Below are 13,605 nucleotides of genomic sequence, written 5' to 3'. Positions count from 1 at the left end.
CAGCCACGACGCACCCGCACCCGGCGCTCCGCGACGCGTTACGCCAGCAACCCCCGCAGCGGAAACACCGCCCGCCGAGTGGCCAGCACCGCCTGATCCAGCCGATCCGCGGGGTCGTACCCCGCATCCCACTCCGCGTAGGACACCGGCCACCGCCCGTCCGTCATCCGCGCGGGCGCCAACTGCCGGGTCCGGGCGAAGACCTCCTGCCGCCATCCCTCGGGAATCACCGCCTCGGGCTCGATCTCCCGCCCGGCCGCGATCGCCACCAGATGCGTCCAGGACCGGGGCACGACATCCACCACGGCATATCCCCCGCCCCCGAGCGCGATCCACCGCCCCCCGGCGTACTCGTGCGCCAGCTCATGGCAGGCGACCTGCACCGCCCGCTGCGCGTCCAACGACACCGCGAGATGAGCGAGCGGATCCTCGAAATGCGTGTCGGCCCCGTGCTGCGTCACCAGCACATCCGGCCGGAAGTCGGCGATCAGCTCCGGCACCACGGCATGAAACGCCCGCAACCACCCCGCGTCCCCGGTCCCCGCCGGCAGCGCCACGTTCACCGCGCTGCCCTCGGCCGAGTCCGCCCCCGTCTCCTCCGGCCAGCCGGTCTGCGGGAACAGCGTCCGGGGATGCTCGTGCAGGGAGATCGTCAGCACCCGGGGATCCTCCCAGAAGGCCGCCTGGACCCCGTCCCCGTGATGCACGTCCACATCCACGTAGGCGACCCGCTCGGCCCCCAGCTCCAGCAGCCGCGCGATCGCCAGCGACGCGTCGTTGTAGATGCAGAACCCCGACGCGCCGCCCGGCATCGCGTGGTGCAGCCCGCCCGCGAAGTTCACCGCGTGCAGCGCCTCGCCGCGCCACACGGCCTCCGCCGCCCCCACCGACTGCCCGGCGATCAGCGCGGACACCTCGTGCATCCGCTCGAAGGCCGGATCGTCCATCGTCCCCAGCCCGTACGACTGGTCGGCCGCATCCGGGTCCACGGAGGCCGCCTTCACGGCCTCGACGTAGTCCTCCCGGTGCACGAGCCGCAAGGTCGACTCGCCCGCCGCCTTCGCGGCCACGACCTCCACGTCCCGGTCCAGCCCGAAGGCGTCCACCAGTCGCCGGGTCAGATCGAGCCGGACCGGATCCATCGGATGGTCCGGGCCGAAGTCATAGCCCGTTACTGCCTCGTCCCACATCAGCTGTGCGCGGCCGCTCATGCCCGCCACCGTATCGGTCCGGTTGAGCCGCGAACGACTTGGCGTACACCAGCGTCACCAGCACCAACACCATCGGCACGAGCATGGCCCCGCGATAGCTCCACGCGTCCCCCAGGGCCCCCACCAACGGCGAACCGACCAGAAACCCCACGTAGTTGAAGACATTCAGCCGGGCGACCGCCGCGTCCGACGCCCCCGGGAACAACCGCCCGGCCGCCGCGAAGGTCTGCGGCACCAGCACACACAGCCCCATCCCCAGCAGCGTGAACCCGAGCATCCCCACCCACGGCCCGGGCGCCACGGCCACCACCGCGAACCCCCCGGCCGCCACCAGCGCCCCGGCCCGTACGACCGCCACCGCCCCGAACCGCCGCACCCCGAAGTCCCCGACGGCCCGCCCCAGCAGGGTCGTCACCATGTAGACGTTGTACGGCACGGTCGCCAGCTGCTCACTGCTGCCGAGCACGTCCTGAAGGTACTTCGCACTCCAGTTGGAGACGGTGGAGTCCCCGATGTAGGCGAAGGTCATCACCAGACACAGCGGCAGCAGCAGTTTGAAGACGACCCCGTCCCCGCCCGGCCCCTTCTCCGTCACCTCCGCCACGACGGGGACATCCCCGTCGACGTACCACCGGCTGCCCACCAGACACAGCGGCACCAGCACCGCCACGACCGGCAGATAGGACACGAACAGCGCCAGGTGCCAGTGCGCCCCGACCCAGGCGAGCGAGGCCCCCACGATCCCGCCGAGACTGAACACCGCGTGGAAGCTCAGCATGATGCTGCGCCCGTACGACCGCTGCAGACTCACCCCGAGCATGTTCATGGACGCGTCGAGCATGCCGACGGCGAGCCCGAAGGCGGCGAGCGAGACGCCCAGTTCGAGGGTCGAGTCCCCGGCACCCACGCCGAGGAGCGCCAGGAGCACCACGGGTTGGGCGAACCGCAGCAGCCGGCTGGGCCGTATTCGCTTCACCAGGTGCTCGGTGGAGACGCTTCCGACCCCGGCGAGGATCGGCACAGCGGCCAGGAAGGCCGGCAGCAGCGCGTCGGAGACGCCGTACCGGTCCTGGATGGCGGGGATCCGCGTCACCAGCAGAGCGAAGGCGGCACCTTGCGCGAAGAAGCTGAACGCCAGCGAGGCCCTACCGCGCCGCAGCACATCTGTCATGGCGGCGAGCGTAGGGCCCCGGCGTACTCGTGGGTAGATCCAGCCAAAGATGAATTTCCCTCAGCTTTAGCGGGCGAGGGCGACCTCGGGCCGCGCGGGGACACAGGTCCTCGTCTCGGCGATCAGCATCCGGGCCATCGGGCCGGCCCCGATCGCCCCGCTGACCAGGAAGGCCACCGCCATCGACACGACCATGACCACGGACCCGAGCCACACCATCGTGTCCACCGGCAGCGTGTACGCCCCCACGACCCGCAGCACGCACTCCGTCAGCAGGACGACGCCCCACACCACGGAGAACCGCCGCTCGGCCCGCCGGAAGTCCGCCGACCCGCCCTGGAGCCGCGCCCAGGCGTCCTCCCGCTCGGCGATCCCCTTCACCAGCCAGGGCTTCATGCCGGCGGTCATCATCGGCTTCCCGAGGGCGACGGACACGAGGATGCCGATGCCGACCACACTGCTGACCCCGCTGTCCTTGGCGAGCATCAGCCGCGGATCACCGGCGACGAAGCTGAGCAGCAGCCCGACGACGTTGACCACCAGGATGAGGGCGGCCAGCCCGTTGACCGTCCGCTCCCTCACCACACTCCAGCCGGTCCGCACGGCAGGGACGACACTGCCGAGGCCCAACGCCGTCAACGTGCTCGTCCCGAGCCCGTCCTTGAACAGGTAGTACGCCCCGATCGGCACAGCCACGTCCACGATCAGAGGAGCCAGGTTCGCGCGCTTCGAGTTCGTCTTCGTCGTCATGCCCTCAGCTTCTCGTCCGGCGAGGGGCGGCCAGTAGAAACGATCGTCCGGACCTCGGCATGACAAATGTCAGACCAGCAGGTCCACCAACTCACCCATGTCGGAGAACAGCTGGGTGGCCCCGGCCAGCTTCGCGGCGGGCGTCATCGCGGTGAACCCGTACACGTCCATCCCCGCCGCGTTGGCGGCCTGCACCCCGAGCGGACTGTCCTCGACCACCACACACCGCGCCGGCTCGACCCCCATCCGCGCGGCGGCATGCAGAAACAGGTCCGGCGCGGGCTTCCCCCGCCCCACATCCTCCGAGCTGAAGATCCGCGCGTCCTCGAACCACCGGTCAAGCCCGGCCGCCCGATGCCCCACCCGGATCCGCGCATGACTCCCGGAGGACGCGACACAGTACGGCACCCCGTCCGCCGTCAGCTTCTCCAGTACGCCGGTGACGCCGGCCACGGCCTGCAACTCCCGCTCGAACGCGGCGAACACCCTCGCGTGGAAGACGTCGTCGAAGTCCGCCGGCAACCGCTGCCCGGTCCGCTCCAGGACGAGCTCATGGATCCGGTGCATGGCGGAACCCATGTAGTCCCGAATGGAGTCCTCGTAGGAGGTCGGATGCCCGAGCTCCGTCAGATAAGCGGCGAGGTGCCGATTGGAAATCGGCTCACTGTCGACGAGAACACCATCATTGTCGAAGATGACAAGGTCATAGCGCATGCCATCGACCCTAAACGCAGAAAACCCCCGTGCCAACGGCACGGGGGTTTTCTCAAAATTTGTTCGGCGGTGTCCTACTCTCCCACAGGGTCCCCCCTGCAGTACCATCGGCGCTGTAAGGCTTAGCTTCCGGGTTCGGAATGTAACCGGGCGTTTCCCTCACGCTATGACCACCGAAACACTATGAGATTAGACCGGAAAAGACACGGTCATTGCCTCAGAACTAACACAGTGGACGCGAGCAAATATGGACAAGCCCTCGGCCTATTAGTACCGGTCACCTCCACCCCTTACAGGGCTTCCAGATCCGGCCTATCAACCCAGTCGTCTACTGGGAGCCTTAACCCCTCAAAGGGGGTGGGAATACTCATCTCGAAGCAGGCTTCCCGCTTAGATGCTTTCAGCGGTTATCCCTCCCGAACGTAGCCAACCAGCCATGCCCTTGGCAGAACAACTGGCACACCAGAGGTTCGTCCGTCCCGGTCCTCTCGTACTAGGGACAGCCCTTCTCAATATTCCTACGCGCGCAGCGGATAGGGACCGAACTGTCTCACGACGTTCTAAACCCAGCTCGCGTACCGCTTTAATGGGCGAACAGCCCAACCCTTGGGACCGACTCCAGCCCCAGGATGCGACGAGCCGACATCGAGGTGCCAAACCATCCCGTCGATATGGACTCTTGGGGAAGATCAGCCTGTTATCCCCGGGGTACCTTTTATCCGTTGAGCGACGGCGCTTCCACAAGCCACCGCCGGATCACTAGTCCCGACTTTCGTCCCTGCTCGACCCGTCGGTCTCACAGTCAAGCTCCCTTGTGCACTTACACTCAACACCTGATTACCAACCAGGCTGAGGGAACCTTTGGGCGCCTCCGTTACTCTTTAGGAGGCAACCGCCCCAGTTAAACTACCCATCAGACACTGTCCCTGATCCGGATCACGGACCCAGGTTAGACATCCAGCACGACCAGACTGGTATTTCAACGACGACTCCACAACCACTGGCGTGGCTGCTTCAAAGTCTCCCAGCTATCCTACACAAGCCGAACCGAACACCAATATCAAACTGTAGTAAAGGTCCCGGGGTCTTTCCGTCCTGCTGCGCGAAACGAGCATCTTTACTCGTAGTGCAATTTCACCGGGCCTATGGTTGAGACAGTCGAGAAGTCGTTACGCCATTCGTGCAGGTCGGAACTTACCCGACAAGGAATTTCGCTACCTTAGGATGGTTATAGTTACCACCGCCGTTTACTGGCGCTTAAGTTCTCAGCTTCGCCACACCGAAATGTGACTAACCGGTCCCCTTAACGTTCCAGCACCGGGCAGGCGTCAGTCCGTATACATCGCCTTACGGCTTCGCACGGACCTGTGTTTTTAGTAAACAGTCGCTTCTCGCTGGTCTCTGCGGCCACCCCCAGCTCACCGAGTAAATCGGATCACCAGTGATGGCCCCCCTTCTCCCGAAGTTACGGGGGCATTTTGCCGAGTTCCTTAACCATAGTTCACCCGAACGCCTCGGTATTCTCTACCTGACCACCTGAGTCGGTTTAGGGTACGGGCCGCCATGAAACTCGCTAGAGGCTTTTCTCGACAGCATAGGATCATCCACTTCACCACAATCGGCTCGGCATCAGGTCTCAGCCTCATGTGCGACGGATTTGCCTATCGCACGGCCTACACCCTTACCCCGGGACAACCACCGCCCGGGATGGACTACCTTCCTGCGTCACCCCATCACTCACCTACTGCAAGTCTGGTCCGTCGGCTCCACCACTCCCCTTTGCCCGAAGGCTCCGGGGCGGCTTCACGGACTTAGCATCGCCTGGTTCGATGTTTGACGCTTCACAGCGGGTACCGGAATATCAACCGGTTATCCATCGACTACGCCTGTCGGCCTCGCCTTAGGTCCCGACTTACCCTGGGCAGATCAGCTTGACCCAGGAACCCTTAGTCAATCGGCGCACACGTTTCCCACGTGTGTATCGCTACTCATGCCTGCATTCTCACTCGTGAACCGTCCACCACTGCCTTCCGGCGCAGCTTCACCCGGCACACGACGCTCCCCTACCCATCACAGCCTCCGTTGGGAGTATTGCTGCAATGACACGACTTCGGCGGTACGCTTGAGCCCCGCTACATTGTCGGCGCGGAATCACTAGACCAGTGAGCTATTACGCACTCTTTCAAGGGTGGCTGCTTCTAAGCCAACCTCCTGGTTGTCTCTGCGACTCCACATCCTTTCCCACTTAGCGTACGCTTAGGGGCCTTAGTCGATGCTCTGGGCTGTTTCCCTCTCGACCATGGAGCTTATCCCCCACAGTCTCACTGCCGCGCTCTCACTTACCGGCATTCGGAGTTTGGCTAAGGTCAGTAACCCGGTAGGGCCCATCGCCTATCCAGTGCTCTACCTCCGGCAAGAAACACACGACGCTGCACCTAAATGCATTTCGGGGAGAACCAGCTATCACGGAGTTTGATTGGCCTTTCACCCCTAACCACAGGTCATCCCCCAGGTTTTCAACCCTGGTGGGTTCGGTCCTCCACGAAGTCTTACCTCCGCTTCAACCTGCCCATGGCTAGATCACTCCGCTTCGGGTCTTGAGCGTGCTACTGAATCGCCCTGTTCGGACTCGCTTTCGCTACGGCTACCCCACCCGGGTTAACCTCGCAACACACCGCAAACTCGCAGGCTCATTCTTCAAAAGGCACGCAGTCACGAGGCAAGCACAAGTGCTTGCCCGACGCTCCCACGGCTTGTAGGCACACGGTTTCAGGTACTATTTCACTCCGCTCCCGCGGTACTTTTCACCATTCCCTCACGGTACTATCCGCTATCGGTCACCAGGGAATATTTAGGCTTAGCGGGTGGTCCCGCCAGATTCACACGGGATTTCTCGGGCCCCGTGCTACTTGGGTGTCTCTCAAACGAGCCGCTGACGTTTCGACTACGGGGGTCTTACCCTCTACGCCGGACCTTTCGCATGTCCTTCGCCTACATCAACGGTTTCTGACTCGTCCTGTCGCCGGCAGACGACAGAAGAGAGATCCCACAACCCCGCATGCGCAACCCCTGCCGGGTCTCACACGCATACGGTTTGGCCTCATCCGGTTTCGCTCGCCACTACTCCCGGAATCACGGTTGTTTTCTCTTCCTGCGGGTACTGAGATGTTTCACTTCCCCGCGTTCCCTCCACATACCCTATGTGTTCAGGTATGGGTGACAGCCCATGACGACTGCCGGGTTTCCCCATTCGGAAACCCCCGGATCAAAGCCTGGTTGACGACTCCCCGGGGACTATCGTGGCCTCCCACGTCCTTCATCGGTTCCTGGTGCCAAGGCATCCACCGTGCGCCCTTAAAAACTTGGCCACAGATGCTCGCGTCCACTGTGCAGTTCTCAAACAACGACCAGCCACCCATCACCCCCAACCTGAGCTGGAGTTCACTGGGGCCGGCATCGAAGCACAACCTTGCGGCCGCTACTTCAGACACCCAACAGCGTGCCCGGCCCACTCGCCTCTCCACTCATCCGTTCCACGCCGAAGCAGTACTAGGAAGATGAAGACGATCAAGTGTGCCGAATAATCAACGTTCCACCCATGAGCTGACCGTGCAGAACATTTGCCTGCAATCAGTACTGTGCTCCTTAGAAAGGAGGTGATCCAGCCGCACCTTCCGGTACGGCTACCTTGTTACGACTTCGTCCCAATCGCCAGTCCCACCTTCGACAGCTCCCTCCCACAAGGGGTTGGGCCACCGGCTTCGGGTGTTACCGACTTTCGTGACGTGACGGGCGGTGTGTACAAGGCCCGGGAACGTATTCACCGCAGCAATGCTGATCTGCGATTACTAGCAACTCCGACTTCATGGGGTCGAGTTGCAGACCCCAATCCGAACTGAGACAGGCTTTTTGAGATTCGCTCCACCTCACGGTATCGCAGCTCATTGTACCTGCCATTGTAGCACGTGTGCAGCCCAAGACATAAGGGGCATGATGACTTGACGTCGTCCCCACCTTCCTCCGAGTTGACCCCGGCGGTCTCCTGTGAGTCCCCATCACCCCGAAGGGCATGCTGGCAACACAGGACAAGGGTTGCGCTCGTTGCGGGACTTAACCCAACATCTCACGACACGAGCTGACGACAGCCATGCACCACCTGTACACCGACCACAAGGGGGGCACTATCTCTAATGCTTTCCGGTGTATGTCAAGCCTTGGTAAGGTTCTTCGCGTTGCGTCGAATTAAGCCACATGCTCCGCTGCTTGTGCGGGCCCCCGTCAATTCCTTTGAGTTTTAGCCTTGCGGCCGTACTCCCCAGGCGGGGAACTTAATGCGTTAGCTGCGGCACCGACGACGTGGAATGTCGCCAACACCTAGTTCCCACCGTTTACGGCGTGGACTACCAGGGTATCTAATCCTGTTCGCTCCCCACGCTTTCGCTCCTCAGCGTCAGTAATGGCCCAGAGATCCGCCTTCGCCACCGGTGTTCCTCCTGATATCTGCGCATTTCACCGCTACACCAGGAATTCCGATCTCCCCTACCACACTCTAGCTAGCCCGTATCGAATGCAGACCCGGGGTTAAGCCCCGGGCTTTCACACCCGACGTGACAAGCCGCCTACGAGCTCTTTACGCCCAATAATTCCGGACAACGCTTGCGCCCTACGTATTACCGCGGCTGCTGGCACGTAGTTAGCCGGCGCTTCTTCTGCAGGTACCGTCACTTTCGCTTCTTCCCTGCTGAAAGAGGTTTACAACCCGAAGGCCGTCATCCCTCACGCGGCGTCGCTGCATCAGGCTTTCGCCCATTGTGCAATATTCCCCACTGCTGCCTCCCGTAGGAGTCTGGGCCGTGTCTCAGTCCCAGTGTGGCCGGTCGCCCTCTCAGGCCGGCTACCCGTCGTCGCCTTGGTGAGCCGTTACCTCACCAACAAGCTGATAGGCCGCGGGCTCATCCTTCACCGCCGGAGCTTTCAACCACCACGGATGCCCGTGGCAGTGGTATCCGGTATTAGACCCCGTTTCCAGGGCTTGTCCCAGAGTGAAGGGCAGATTGCCCACGTGTTACTCACCCGTTCGCCACTAATCCCCACCGAAGTGGTTCATCGTTCGACTTGCATGTGTTAAGCACGCCGCCAGCGTTCGTCCTGAGCCAGGATCAAACTCTCCGTGAATGTTTACCCGTAATCGGGTTTGCACATCACGAGAGCGGAACCGCCACCGGAATAGGGCGGCAGTTCTCAGCGTCCTCGCTGTGTTTTCTTCAAAGGAACCTCGCCCCAGCAGATGCTGGAGACGGGGTATCAACATATCTGGCGTTGATTTTTGGCACGCTGTTGAGTTCTCAAGGAACGGACGCTTCCTTTGTACTCACCCTCTCGGGCTTTCCTCCGGGCTTTTCCCTTCGGTCTTGCGTTTCCGACTCTATCAGACCGTTTCCGGTTCCGATTTCCTCGGTGCTTTCCAGGTTCCCGCTTCCGCGTTTCCCTTTCCGGCGGCTCCGACTCTATCAGATCCTTTCGGGCCTGATTCCCAGTCAGAGGGGCTTGCCTTCCCGGCTGTTGGGCCGTTCCGACGAGTCAGACTTTAGCGGATTCCCGGCTCCCGAGCTAATCGGGGGCCACCGTCCTTTCGAACGTGGATTCCTCATTTCGCGAATACGCACGCCAATGCAGCGACGGCAGACAGAGCGACTGTCGTCGTTTGTTGGCTGGTACCTGCGGAATGGCTGTCCGGGGACCGACCGGAGTCGGCGCTCACGTCGGACAACTCGGAGAACACTACGTACCGGGCTGGGGAGTGTCAACCCAGGTCCGGACGGGCCCCTGACGGCGTAGGCTGGCAGGCATGACAACGCGTACGTGCACCCAGCAGTGGTGGGCCGCCTGAAGGCGGCCGTCAGCACGTATGCACTCAACGGCCGCCGTCCCGGCGGCCGTTCGCGTATCTCCCTCCAGGACTCCTGAGGGTCGGCCGGCCGGGGACGGCGGTCTCGACCAGGAGGTGGAGAGATGACGCGGGTCTTCAGCGGGGTCAAGCCGACGGGGCATCTGACGCTGGGGAACTACCTGGGAGCCATGCGGCAGTGGGCCGCGGTCGACCAGCACCGGGCGGAGTCGCTGTTCTGCATCGTCGACCTGCACGCCCTGACCGTCGACCATGATCCGGCGCGGGTGCGTCGGCTGAGTCGGCAGGCGGCGACGCTGCTGCTCGCGTCGGGGCTGGATCCGGAGCTGTGCACGGTGTTCGTCCAGAGTCATGTGGACGAGCACGCGCGGCTGTCGTACGTGCTGGAGTGCGTGGCCACGGACGGCGAGATGCGGCGGATGATCCAGTACAAGGAGAAGGCCGCTCGGGAGCGGACTCGGGGCGGGAGTGTGCGGCTGTCGCTGCTGACGTATCCCGTGCTGATGGCGGCGGACATCTTGGCGTACGGGGCGGACGAGGTGCCCGTCGGGGACGATCAGGCTCAGCATGTGGAGCTGACGCGGGATCTGGCGGTGCGCTTCAACCAGCGGTACGGCTACACGTTCGTGGTGCCCCGGGCCACGGTGCCCAGTGTGGGTGCGCGGGTCATGAACCTTCAGGAGCCCTCGTCGAAGATGGGCAAGTCCGACGACTCCGGGCCGGGCATCGTCTATCTGCTCGACGAGCCCGATGTCGTACGGAAGAAGGTCATGCGCGCCGTGACCGACAGCGGGCGGGACGTCGTGTACGACCGGGAGGCCCGGCCGGGCCTGGCGAATCTGCTGGAGATCCTCGCGTCCTGCACGGGTGGGAACCCATCGGAGCTGAGCGGTGTATATGAGTCGTACGGCGCCTTGAAGAAGGACACCGCCGAGGCCGTGGTCGAGGTCTTGAGGCCCGTGCAGGAGAAACACAAGGAGTTGTGCGCGGATCCTGGCTATGTGGAGGGGGTGTTGCGGGATGGCGCGGAGAGGGCGCGGGCGATGGCCCGGCCGACCGTCGATGCCGCTTATCGCGCGATCGGGCTGCTTCCCGCCCCATCGGATACGGCTGCTTCGGATACCGCCGCTCCTGATACGGCTGCTCCGGATACGGCTGCTGTGGACAGCGGAGCGACGCTCGACAGCAGTGGCGTGCTGAAAGCTGCCCGGTAGGCACGGGGGCTCGCCGACGATGCCGTGGGAGCGGTGGCCGTGGCGGCGACCGCTCCCGGTGGGCGTCAGTCCTTCTTGCCCGAGGCCAGTGCGCGGCTGCGGTCGCGGGCGGCTTCGAGGGCGGCGATGAGGGCGGCGCGTACTCCGTGGTTCTCGAGTTCGCGGATGGCGTTGATGGTGGTGCCCGCGGGGGACGTGACGTTCTCGCGGAGCTTCACCGGGTGTTCGCCGCTGTCGCGGAGCATGGTGGCGGCGCCGATCGCGGACTGGACGATCAGGTCGTGGGCCTTGTCGCGGGGCAGGCCGAGCAGGATTCCGGCGTCAGTCATGGCTTCGACCAGGTAGAAGAAGTAGGCCGGTCCGGAGCCGGACAGGGCGGTGCAGGCGTCCTGCTGGGACTCGGGGACGCGGAGCGTCTTGCCGACGGCGCCGAAGATCTCCTCGGTGTGGGCGAGGTGGTCGGCGGTGGCGTGGGAGCCGGCGGAGATGACGGACATGGCCTCGTCGACCAGGGCCGGGGTGTTGGTCATGACGCGGACGACCGGGGTGCCCGTGGCGAGGCGCTCCTCGAAGAAGGAGGTGGGGATGCCGGCTGCGCCGCTGATGACCAGGCGGTCGGCCGGGACGTGCGGGGCGAGCTCGTCGAGGAGGGCGCCCATGTCCTGCGGTTTGACCGTGAGGATCAGGGTGTCGGCGGTCTTGGCGGCTTCCGGGTTGGTGACCGGGGTGACTCCGTAGCGGCTGCGGAGTTCCTCGGCTCGCTCGGGGCGGCGGGCGGTGACCAGGAGGTCGGCCGGGGCCCAGCCGGCGCGGATCATTCCGCTGAGCAGGGCTTCGCCGATCTTGCCGGTGCCGAGGACTGCGACTTTCTGGCTCATGCCGTTCAGTCTGGCACCGGGCCGGGGAGTGCAGGGCGGATGTCCGGTGGGCGGGACATGGGTGCGGTGGCTGTGCCGGGCCGGCCTAGGCGGTCCTGCGCCTCAGTGTCGCCGCCCCCAGTCCGAGGACCAGCAGTGCGCAGCCCGCCACGATCAGCACGTCACGGACGAAGGTCGCTGTCATGTCGGTGTGCCTGAGGACCTCGTTCATGCCGTCGACGGCGTAGGACATGGGCAGGACGTCGGAGATGGTCTCCAGGACCGGGTGCATGTTGTCGCGCGGGGTGAAGAGGCCGCAGAGGAGGAGCTGGGGGAAGATCACGGCCGGCATGAACTGGACGGCCTGGAACTCGGAGGCCGCGAAGGCGGAGACGAACAGGCCGAGAGCGGTGCCGAGCAGCGCGTCGAGCAGGGCGACGAGCAGCAGGAGCCAGGGGCTGCCGACGACGTCGAGGCCGAGGAACCAGACGGCGAGACCGGTGGCGAGGGCGGACTGGATGATCGCGAGGGTGCCGAAGGCGAGGGCGTAGCCGGCGATGAGGTCGCCCTTGCCGAGGGGCATCGCGAGGAGGCGTTCGAGGGTGCCGGAGGTGCGTTCGCGCAGGGTGGCGATGGAGGTGACGAGGAACATCGTGATCAGCGGGAAGATCCCGAGGAGGGAGGCGCCGATGCTGTCGAACGTGCGCGCGCTGCCGTCGAAGACGTAGCGCAGCAGGAACAGCATCAGACACGGGATGAGGATCATCATCGCGATGGTGCGCGGGTCGTGACGGAGCTGGCGCAGGACCCGGGCCGCGGTGGCGGTGGTGCGGGAGAGGTTGAGGGCGCTGGTGGGGGCGGGCGCGAGGTCCGGCGCGGGCGTGGTGGTCGTGGTCATCGCGTGTGCTCCTTGGTGCGGCTTGCCTCGACGGCCTGGTCGACGAGGTGGAGGAAGGCCTCCTCGACCGTGTCGGAGTGGGTGCGGGTGCGGAGGGCCTCGGGGGTGTCGTCGGCGAGGATCTCGCCTTCGCGCATGAGGAGGAGGCGGTGGCAGCGCTCGGCCTCGTCCATGACGTGGGAGGAGATGAGGAGGGTGGCGCCGCGGCGGGCGGCGATGTCGTGGAAGAGGTTCCAGAGGTCGCGGCGCAGGACGGGGTCGAGACCGACGGTGGGTTCGTCGAGGACGAGGAGTTCGGGGGCGCCGAGGAGGGCGACGGCGAGGGAGACGCGGCTGCGCTGGCCGCCGGAGAGGTTGCCCGCGAGGGAGTCGGCGTGGGAGGCGAGGTCCACGTCGTCGATGGCTCGGCTGACGTCGGAGTGGCGGCGGTCGGCTGCGGCGCGGCCGGGGGCGAGGATCGCCGCGAAGTAGTCGAGGTTCTGGCGGACGGTCAGGTCGTCGTAGACGGAGGGGGCTTGGGTGACGTAGCCGATGCGGGTGCGCAGGGTGGGGTGGCCGGCGGGGTGGCCGAGGACGTCGAGGGTGCCGGTGACCTTGGCCTGGGTGCCGACGATGGAGCGCATCAGGGTGGACTTGCCACAGCCGGAGGGGCCGAGGAGGCCGGTGATCTGGCCGCGTGGGACGTCGAAGGCGAGGCCGCGCAGGACGGTGCGGGGGCCTCGGACGACGGTGAGGCCGTCGGCGTGGACGGCGGGGGTGGCAGGTCCTTGGTCCGTGCTGTCGGCGGGTGGCCCGGACTCTTTATTCATCATGCGATGAATAATCCTCCGGGGCGCCGGAGCAGTCAAGCGTGCGGGCGCGGCGGCCCGGAGGGTGGGCCGC

General features: G+C 64.8%; 8 protein-coding genes and 3 rRNA genes. 1 reads left to right on the top strand and 10 read right to left on the bottom strand.

Annotated elements, in window-relative coordinates:
* Window positions 1-38: 38 nt before the first annotated feature.
* From M2163_RS28340 to M2163_RS28310, 7 genes are all read right to left on the bottom strand, one after another.
* A complete protein-coding gene (locus tag M2163_RS28340) occupies window positions 39-1,211 on the bottom strand; it encodes an acetoin utilization protein AcuC (protein ID WP_280895394.1) in 1,173 nt (390 codons plus the stop codon).
* Window positions 1,162-2,382, bottom strand: a complete 1,221-nt coding sequence (locus tag M2163_RS28335) for an MFS transporter (RefSeq protein WP_280850050.1) — start codon at window positions 2,380-2,382, stop codon at window positions 1,162-1,164. Before M2163_RS28335 ends, M2163_RS28340 begins: the two co-directional genes overlap by 50 nt.
* Window positions 2,383-2,448: 66 nt before the next feature.
* The gene (locus M2163_RS28330) at window positions 2,449-3,132 is read right to left on the bottom strand and encodes a VC0807 family protein (RefSeq protein ID WP_280895393.1); all 684 of its coding nucleotides are present in this window, start codon (window positions 3,130-3,132) and stop codon (window positions 2,449-2,451) included.
* Between the two features lie 69 nt (window positions 3,133-3,201).
* Window positions 3,202-3,846, bottom strand: a complete 645-nt coding sequence (locus tag M2163_RS28325) for an HAD family hydrolase (RefSeq protein WP_280850052.1) — start codon at window positions 3,844-3,846, stop codon at window positions 3,202-3,204.
* A 61-nt stretch (window positions 3,847-3,907) separates the two neighbouring features.
* A 5S ribosomal RNA gene (rrf, locus tag M2163_RS28320) occupies window positions 3,908-4,024 on the bottom strand.
* A 69-nt stretch (window positions 4,025-4,093) separates the two neighbouring features.
* Window positions 4,094-7,214, bottom strand: a 23S ribosomal RNA gene (locus M2163_RS28315).
* A 281-nt stretch (window positions 7,215-7,495) separates the two neighbouring features.
* Window positions 7,496-9,021, bottom strand: a 16S ribosomal RNA gene (locus M2163_RS28310).
* Together the 16S, 23S and 5S rRNA genes form the textbook arrangement of a ribosomal RNA operon.
* A gap of 837 nt (window positions 9,022-9,858) precedes the next feature.
* Here M2163_RS28310 and trpS point away from each other — a divergent pair.
* On the top strand, window positions 9,859-10,968 hold the full coding sequence (gene trpS / locus M2163_RS28305; RefSeq protein ID WP_280895392.1) for a tryptophan--tRNA ligase: 1,110 nt from the start codon (window positions 9,859-9,861) through the stop codon (window positions 10,966-10,968).
* 65 nt (window positions 10,969-11,033) lie between these two features.
* On the opposite strand, the gene proC is transcribed toward trpS, so the two are convergent.
* The 3 genes from proC to M2163_RS28290 form a co-directional block, all read right to left on the bottom strand.
* Window positions 11,034-11,846, bottom strand: a complete 813-nt coding sequence (gene proC, locus M2163_RS28300) for a pyrroline-5-carboxylate reductase (protein WP_280850054.1) — start codon at window positions 11,844-11,846, stop codon at window positions 11,034-11,036.
* Window positions 11,847-11,931: 85 nt separating this feature from the next.
* Window positions 11,932-12,723 (bottom strand): ABC transporter permease, encoded by a 792-nt coding sequence (locus tag M2163_RS28295; RefSeq protein ID WP_280850055.1) that lies wholly within the window; start codon window positions 12,721-12,723, stop codon window positions 11,932-11,934.
* Complete coding sequence (locus tag M2163_RS28290) at window positions 12,720-13,535, bottom strand: ABC transporter ATP-binding protein (RefSeq protein ID WP_280850056.1); 816 nt, start codon at window positions 13,533-13,535, stop codon at window positions 12,720-12,722. The genes M2163_RS28295 and M2163_RS28290 overlap by 4 nt, the downstream gene beginning before the upstream one ends.
* Window positions 13,536-13,605 lie beyond the last annotated feature (70 nt).

This window comes from Streptomyces sp. SAI-135, from assembly GCF_029893805.1.
Lineage (GTDB): Bacteria > Actinomycetota > Actinomycetes > Streptomycetales > Streptomycetaceae > Streptomyces.
This window is presented reverse-complemented; position numbering and strand designations above follow the sequence as displayed.

What these genes read in the sequence shown, in the direction of transcription:
- M2163_RS28340 (WP_280895394.1), bottom strand. Translation starts at nt 1,211, where the DNA reads ATGAGCGGCCGCGCACAGCTGATGTGGGACGAGGCAGTAACGGGCTAT.
- M2163_RS28335 (WP_280850050.1), bottom strand. Translation starts at nt 2,382, where the DNA reads ATGACAGATGTGCTGCGGCGCGGTAGGGCCTCGCTGGCGTTCAGCTTC.
- M2163_RS28330 (WP_280895393.1), bottom strand. Translation starts at nt 3,132, where the DNA reads ATGACGACGAAGACGAACTCGAAGCGCGCGAACCTGGCTCCTCTGATC.
- M2163_RS28325 (WP_280850052.1), bottom strand. Translation starts at nt 3,846, where the DNA reads ATGCGCTATGACCTTGTCATCTTCGACAATGATGGTGTTCTCGTCGAC.
- trpS (WP_280895392.1), top strand. Translation starts at nt 9,859, where the DNA reads ATGACGCGGGTCTTCAGCGGGGTCAAGCCGACGGGGCATCTGACGCTG.
- proC (WP_280850054.1), bottom strand. Translation starts at nt 11,846, where the DNA reads ATGAGCCAGAAAGTCGCAGTCCTCGGCACCGGCAAGATCGGCGAAGCC.
- M2163_RS28295 (WP_280850055.1), bottom strand. Translation starts at nt 12,723, where the DNA reads ATGACCACGACCACCACGCCCGCGCCGGACCTCGCGCCCGCCCCCACC.
- M2163_RS28290 (WP_280850056.1), bottom strand. Translation starts at nt 13,535, where the DNA reads ATGATGAATAAAGAGTCCGGGCCACCCGCCGACAGCACGGACCAAGGA.